The 6,353-nt window shown below is 58.1% G+C and carries 6 protein-coding genes and 1 pseudogene; all 7 read left to right on the forward strand.

Annotation, left to right across the window (positions count from 1 at the left end; translation table 11 throughout):
- Positions 1-325, forward strand: a pseudogene (locus EN991_RS19050) (SOS response-associated peptidase family protein); the annotation flags it as partial.
- A gap of 5 nt (positions 326-330) precedes the next feature.
- On the forward strand, positions 331-1,041 hold the full coding sequence (locus EN991_RS19055) for a hypothetical protein (protein ID WP_245459443.1): 711 nt from the start codon (positions 331-333) through the stop codon (positions 1,039-1,041).
- 678 nt (positions 1,042-1,719) lie between these two features.
- A complete protein-coding gene (locus EN991_RS19065; protein WP_032809501.1) occupies positions 1,720-1,860 on the forward strand; it encodes an entericidin A/B family lipoprotein in 141 nt (46 codons plus the stop codon).
- Positions 1,857-2,048: a hypothetical protein gene (locus EN991_RS19070; protein WP_013525035.1), complete on the forward strand. Its 192-nt coding sequence runs from the start codon at positions 1,857-1,859 to the stop codon at positions 2,046-2,048. Before EN991_RS19065 ends, EN991_RS19070 begins: the two co-directional genes overlap by 4 nt.
- A 597-nt stretch (positions 2,049-2,645) precedes the next feature.
- Complete coding sequence (locus EN991_RS19075; protein ID WP_127369311.1) at positions 2,646-2,966, forward strand: KTSC domain-containing protein; 321 nt, start codon at positions 2,646-2,648, stop codon at positions 2,964-2,966.
- A 235-nt stretch (positions 2,967-3,201) separates the two neighbouring features.
- Positions 3,202-4,062: an ATP-dependent DNA ligase gene (locus tag EN991_RS19085; protein WP_127369312.1), complete on the forward strand. Its 861-nt coding sequence runs from the start codon at positions 3,202-3,204 to the stop codon at positions 4,060-4,062.
- Positions 4,063-4,145: 83 nt separating this feature from the next.
- On the forward strand, positions 4,146-4,970 hold the full coding sequence (locus EN991_RS19090) for a Ku protein (protein WP_063174039.1): 825 nt from the start codon (positions 4,146-4,148) through the stop codon (positions 4,968-4,970).
- Positions 4,971-6,353 lie beyond the last annotated feature (1,383 nt).

Raw genomic sequence — 6,353 nt, forward strand, 5'->3', positions numbered from 1 at the left:
GCTGCCTTATGCCGGCGTCGGCTTTCTTCGAATTCACGGGAAAGAAGTCTCCAAAGGCTAAGCATCGCTTCACGCTCAACGGCGCCTCGTTCATGGCGATCGCCGGCCTGTGGCGCGATGGCGAAGGCAACAAGCCCCCGACATTCGCTATGCTGACGACGGAACCCGGCCTGGACGTGGCGCCCATCCACAATCGCCAGATTGTGGTTCTGCGCCCGGATGATTGGGCGGCATGGATCCACCTCACGAAACCCGAGGTGGAGCTGTTGAAGGCCCTGCCGGCCGGTCGCTGGCGGTAGAAACCGTGCGACAAGGAAGCGACTAGCTCAGATGCCGGTGCGTTTTGCGCAAACACGAAAGATTCTTGGCGGCTTGGCTGCGGCAATTGTGGCCCCTCGAGATCGCGGCTCTCGCCAAAGCGTCTGCACCTCGTTGTCACCGATTACCGAGTGGCCCCTTCCGCCATCAGCGACGCTTGGCTCGTCGGTACGCACGAAAGGTATCGAGCGTGAAATACGTGCCAGCCTGCCTTGGGCGGTGAGGAAGTACGTCAAAGCCGAGACTGGTCGCATGACATTGCGGATGCGTGAAGACGATGCCGAAGAGTTGGAGGCCGCCTCGAACAAGATCGCCAAGACACTGGAAACCATCGCAGTACTCCCGGTCCTGCCGCGCGAGGCCGAAGACATCCTTGCGATCTCTTCGCGTGAGCGTCACAAGTGGCTGAAGGACGGACGGCTGCAAAGCATTGGCACCCGCACCGTGAAGATGCGCGGTCGATCCAAGGCCGTCAACTTCCACGTGTTCGATCCCAGGCACATCGAGGACATCCTTGATCGTGATCTGCCAAGCCTTTGGCGTGAAGAGGACGCGCAGCAAGTTACAGAGAACAGGCGACGTGGCGCCGGCAAGGCTGCCCTGACGCGGGCGGGAAAGGGTAGCGAGAAGGTTCGCGGTGCCGGGAATAACCCCAGAGATGACGCTCCCCGGCCCAAGTTGGAGGGCTGGAACGCGTTCGACGACGAGGGCCTGCTCCGTTAAATCCGTCTAGCCATTCACGTCCAGAATGAGCCCTGAGCGAAAGCTAACCGGGAGCCGAAACGATCTGCAGTCGCGATTGGCACGTCCCGAACCAATCCATGCTCAAGGAGTTCTTCAAGCCGACAACCGCCCATTTTTGGGGATGGCAGATGTTCGACAACTTCGTGCTTGAAATGTTGGAAACCGAGGGCGGGCCGATAAGGCTTCGGCATGGCGGATCTGGGCCGCCTCTGCTTCTGATCCATGGCCATCCTCGCACGCATAGGACTTGGGGCCAGGTCGCCGACTTGCTGTCAGCAGATTTCTCCACGACCATACCCCAATCACTACCCGGAAGGAAAATCATGGCTGTTTCCTATAGAAGGAATCGCTTGCCACGGTGGTGCAGGAAGTCGGCGATGTGAAGAATAGAGGCGCTTCGGCATTTTAAGGTGGATTAGGTCCTGACCGACAAATGGTGCTACATGGGCGATGAAGAATGCCCGCCCAGCGTACGTTGTCTACGCACCACCGCTGATCGGCCTTCCGTTCCTGGCTGTGATACTGGCTCTGGATGGGACGACCATCGCAACGCCCTTTGACACCGCAGATGAAGCGGCCGCCCACAACAAGGTGATGGCGGTTACAGGTGCGATACGGCAAAGCGGACTTGATAATCACAAATAGGAGAACCCGTCCATGAAACTGCTACGCATCACACCGATTGTCATTCTTGCCTGTGCCTTTGCCCTTGCGGCCTGCGCCAACACCGTCCGAGGCGTCGGCCGGGACGTCAAGGCAACGGCCAACGCAGTCGACGACACGGTCAACAAACCATGATGCAGAGGACCGTCACGGTTATCGAGAAGACAACGGGCCGCGTGATCGGAGCGCTGCCGATCGATCTTGCGCAGCAGGATCACGAGGCCTCCGATGATCAGTATTTCACCAAGGCGTTCGAAGCCGCCATGGACAGTGGCCTCATTCGTGAGTCCGACAAGCATGCGGTTGAATTCCGGCTTGAATAAAGTCGACGATGCAACCGCTTTTCTGTCGCGTATCGGGGCATTGTGGTTTGCATGGTTTTGCACCTCAGCCATCCAGCAGGGGTGAATCAACACACCGTCCAGTCCAACTATCCCTAGGACAGCCCGCTGCGGCTATGAATCGAGCGGCCGGTTTGGCCCGGAGGTGAAGCAGCAGCCGCTGCTCAAAGCCACTCAGTAGAGCAAATCGGTGTATTGGTAGGCGAACACCCTCCCGTGCTCGCATCGGTCACCTCAAGAAAGTAGTTTCCGGATCGGTGTAGCGTCACGGGCATTTTCGTTGCCTGTGCGGCGGCCCAATAGGATGTCGGGGCCCCAGCTCGGTATTCCGCTATCACCTGGCCCGCAGGATATTCTCGGATTTGATACCCCACGGTCAGCCCCAGGGTCCGAATTATCCATTAGAGATACCTAACATTTCCCTTTTGGCGAGGCGGGGTGTACTTTAGGTACCGCTGGGTGATCCTAGCGACCTACACTGCCCGCTGCCGAGAGGTGGCGGGCCTTTTTGTTTATGTGTGGAACACCGAAATCCAATGGGAGTTGGAATGCTGTCACCGTCCTTCCGTGGAGGCGATGATGGCCATGGACGTACAGCCGTGGTCGGCCCGCTCTCTGCTTCCTCACAGGGCGGGCCATCTCGCGGGTCGCTCACCGGCAATGACCTGGTGCACCATGCCGTCGACCTCAATACGCAAGTTCGAATACGACCCGGAAACCAGGGTTCTCTCAGTGTGGTTTGTAGCGAGTGGCAGGCAGTACGACTTTCTGGATGTACCGCCGGAGATCGTCGCCGATTTCAAATCTGCCTTTGCCAAGGGCCGCTATTTCAATGGTCGGATCCGCAACCAGTTCGCGTTCCGGCCCGTGGCAAGCTCCGATTCCAGCGGTTCATGCTGAGGCAGATTGTGCCAAGCGACCTGGCGGAAATCGCGCATGTCGAACGGCTGGCCGCAGACCGGACAGGTCATGAAATTGTCGCGCTCGTCGGCAGGCTCGCCGCCGTGCTGCGTGCCGGGAATCGGCGGTCCAAGGTCGGATAGCTTCGTCATAACCATCAAACATTCAATTCGTCTAAAATGTTCCGGAACCATTTTAGCGCGCGCTAATTGAATCGCACTATGCGAGTCAGCGCATGCGTTTGAAGTTCATAAAGCCCATGGAGCCCGAGCTGGTCGAAACGCCACCGCAGGGCGACGAATGGCTCCATGAGATCAAATTCGACGGGTATCGGACCCAAATCATGAAGGATGAAAACGGGATCCGGCTGTTCACCAAGAACGGATACGACTGGACAGGCCGCTATATCGAACTTGCCGGAGAGGCGGAGGCGATCGAGGCGGAAAGTTTCATCATCGATGGCGAGACAATCACGGTCAACGAGGCCGGCCTGTCCGACTTCCAGGCCCTGCAGTCAGCCGTCACCCGTCGTGAGCCGTCGCGCGATCTGTATTTGGTGGCATTCGACCTCCTGCACCTGAACGGGCATGATTTGCGCAACATGCCGGTGGAAGACCGCCGCGAGATCCTGCAGGAACTGATTCCAGCCGTCGGCCGCATTCAGGTCAGCAAAGCCCTGCCCGGCACCGGTGACGCGGTTTATCACCTGGTCGACAGGGCAGGGTTGGAGGGCATGGTCTCGAAGCGCAAGGACAGCGTCTATCGCAGCGGACCGACGATGAACTGGCGCAAGATCAAGTGCTATGCCGAAAAGGAAATGGACATTATTGGCGTGCAGCGCGAGGCCGGAAAGCCCGCAATGGTGCTCATGGCCGACAAAGGCCGATATGCTGGCGGCGCTTTCGTTGCGTTTAAAGCTGACAAGCGCCAGCGACTTTGGGATCGCGTGCAAGGGAAGGTCGGGGGACCAGTGCCGATCGGTCTCAAGAAAGAAAAGGCCGAATGGCTCAAGCCTGGTCTGGTCGGTCGCGTGCGGTTCCTGAAGGGCGAGGAAAGGCTCCGCCACGCCAAGCTGCTGGACTACCGTGAGGAATAAGCTTGCGACAAGGTGCTGCCCATGACGCGGAACGGAACCGTGTGCCTGGCGTTGTGCGGAAGTCGACGTCTAGGAGGAACGGCATGGTGGCGCCACGCGCGGTCTGGAAGGGTTTTCTGAGGGTCGGTTCCGTGTCGTGCGGGGTCAAGATAGTGGGTGCCACCAGCGAGGCATCGAAAATCCACTTCAAGATTTTGAACCGCAGCGACGGTTTACCCGTGAAGAGTGCCTATGTCGACGAAGGCACCGGCGATGTTGTCGAAGCCGAGGATCAGATCAAAGGCTATGAGGCGGACAAGGGCGATTTCATCCACGTCGAGCCGGACGAGATCAAGAAACTGAAACTGACGTCCCAGCATACGCTTGATGTCGATTCCTTTGTTCCGGTTGCCGAGATCGACACGCGCTATCTCGAAAAGCCCTACTACTTGATCCCGGCAGATGGCGCTTCCCTTGAGGCCTTTGCCGTCCTGCGCGATGCGATGGCCAAGAAGCGCGTCGCGGCACGTTCCTGCGTCGTACTCTATCAGCGCGGCCGCGAAGTATTGATACAGCCGTTTGAAAAAGGAATGCTGCTGACCGAGTTGCGCACCCACAATGAGATGACATCGGAAGACACCGTCTTTAATGACGTGAAAAGCCCAAATTACGATTCGGATTTGCTCGAAATCGCGGGGCTTCTCATCGACAAGAAGGTGACAAAGTTCGATCCTTCGAAATTCGAGGATACTTACGAGGATGCGTTGATTGCCATGATCGACGCCAAGCGCAAGGGCAAAAAACCGCCGAAACCAGCGCCAAAGCCTCAGGAGAACGTGGTCGACCTGGCCTCGGTTTTGCGAAAGAGCCTCGCCAAGGAAGGCATCGGCCAAGACCGGCCAAAGGCCAAGAGCCGCAAATCGGCATAGTTAAAGATAGCAATCCCACCATCACCGCGCATCATCCAGTAGTTTTGGCGCGCTCGCGCGTTTCCGGCGTCAGGCCTTCGGCCAATCTCACCGGCTCGTCGCACTGCGACGCTGCGGCAATCGGGAGGAAAGAACACCCGACGCGACAAATCGCGGAGGGCCGGATTGCCGTTGTGCCCGTAGCTATAGGTCTCGTCGTTTGGTTCTCCTTGTGACCGACTGGTCGGCGTGGTCACCGTCACCCAAAAAATGATCGTGCCGACCTGGCCATGGATCGATGCATGTGAGATTGCGTTCATTGGATGTTCGTTGCTTTAGTCAATCGCAATGTAGTGTGGAGCGAAAACGAAGTGGGCCCGCCACTGAGGACACAAACAGCGGCGGGCCCTGCTTTGAGACCTGGCCCGGGAGCCAAGCTGCAGACCCAATTTCGATTTCAGAGAGAGGTTCCAGGCCTGCAGAAAAAACTTTACGCATGCTTGCATTGCACAGGCCCGGGTCTCGGAACCGGAGGCGGGCCCTCGCACCAGAGCTTGGTCGTTTCAAGGAGGGAGTCGTCCTCACCAAGCACATCCCGAACTTCGACTGCAGATGCGTGTTCCTCAGGTCAGTGCAAAATTTATGGCCCTGGGGTAAAAATGCTCGTGCGAGCAGCAGGATCTAGAGCAGCGTTTTCCTCGCGCCCACGACGGTCGGCCACGGCCGGATGCTCGATGGCCTCGGCTATCTCGATCGAAGTCCAACCCGCTGCCATGACTTCCAAAGGTCCATTCGGTGACCTGCTGGCTATCGTGTCGCGGTCAGGATATTCGTCCTGTCGCCTGCGGGAATTCTGCTCTGCGTCTCAGTCGGTCGCGCCTTTGGGCTTCGTCTCGGACGTAGCTCCGTCGAGGAGACAACCCGGTGAGAGGTCACGTCGAGCAGATGCAGGCACTCAGTCAATTCTGGCCGGGCGATTGGCCTTGGATGCTTCCACGTCCAGCTGGGCGCGACTGGCGTGAAGCAAGGCCGCGATCAAATTTTGGTCGGCTGACTTTTTCCCGGTGTATAGGCACACAAGCTCGCGGGCCTGGACCGTCGAATCGGATTCCGGGCTCTCCCTGATGGCTGACGTAAGAACCCGGGAGAGTATGTCGAAATCCAACAACGAAATAACCGGTCGGCTTCCTTTCATGGCCAAATCCATCCTGTTGGTCTGCAGGCAATACTCGAAAGGTCGACATGACAAGAATCGGCATCACCCGTTCCTTCACGCGGTCAACTTCAGAAGCTCTCGGAACATTTCGCCGAGCCCAGCGGCGGGGCGTGGATAACAGCGGTGCAGCGCCACCGCAATTACAAAGGTTAATTCGGCTACGCATCGAGCATCGGATGGTTTGGGAC

This window comes from Mesorhizobium sp. M7A.F.Ca.US.005.03.2.1, assembly GCF_003997795.1.
In the GTDB taxonomy this organism is placed as follows: Bacteria; Pseudomonadota; Alphaproteobacteria; order Rhizobiales; family Rhizobiaceae; genus Mesorhizobium; species Mesorhizobium ciceri.

Bases quoted from the DNA above. Each gene is read 5' to 3' on its own strand.
- EN991_RS19070 (WP_013525035.1), top strand. From the start codon at position 1,857: ATGATGCAGAGGACCGTCACGGTTATCGAGAAGACAACGGGCCGCGTG.
- EN991_RS19055 (WP_245459443.1), top strand. From the start codon at position 331: ATGCCGGTGCGTTTTGCGCAAACACGAAAGATTCTTGGCGGCTTGGCT.
- EN991_RS19090 (WP_063174039.1), top strand. From the start codon at position 4,146: ATGGTGGCGCCACGCGCGGTCTGGAAGGGTTTTCTGAGGGTCGGTTCC.
- EN991_RS19065 (WP_032809501.1), top strand. From the start codon at position 1,720: ATGAAACTGCTACGCATCACACCGATTGTCATTCTTGCCTGTGCCTTT.
- EN991_RS19085 (WP_127369312.1), top strand. From the start codon at position 3,202: ATGCGTTTGAAGTTCATAAAGCCCATGGAGCCCGAGCTGGTCGAAACG.
- EN991_RS19075 (WP_127369311.1), top strand. From the start codon at position 2,646: ATGGCCATGGACGTACAGCCGTGGTCGGCCCGCTCTCTGCTTCCTCAC.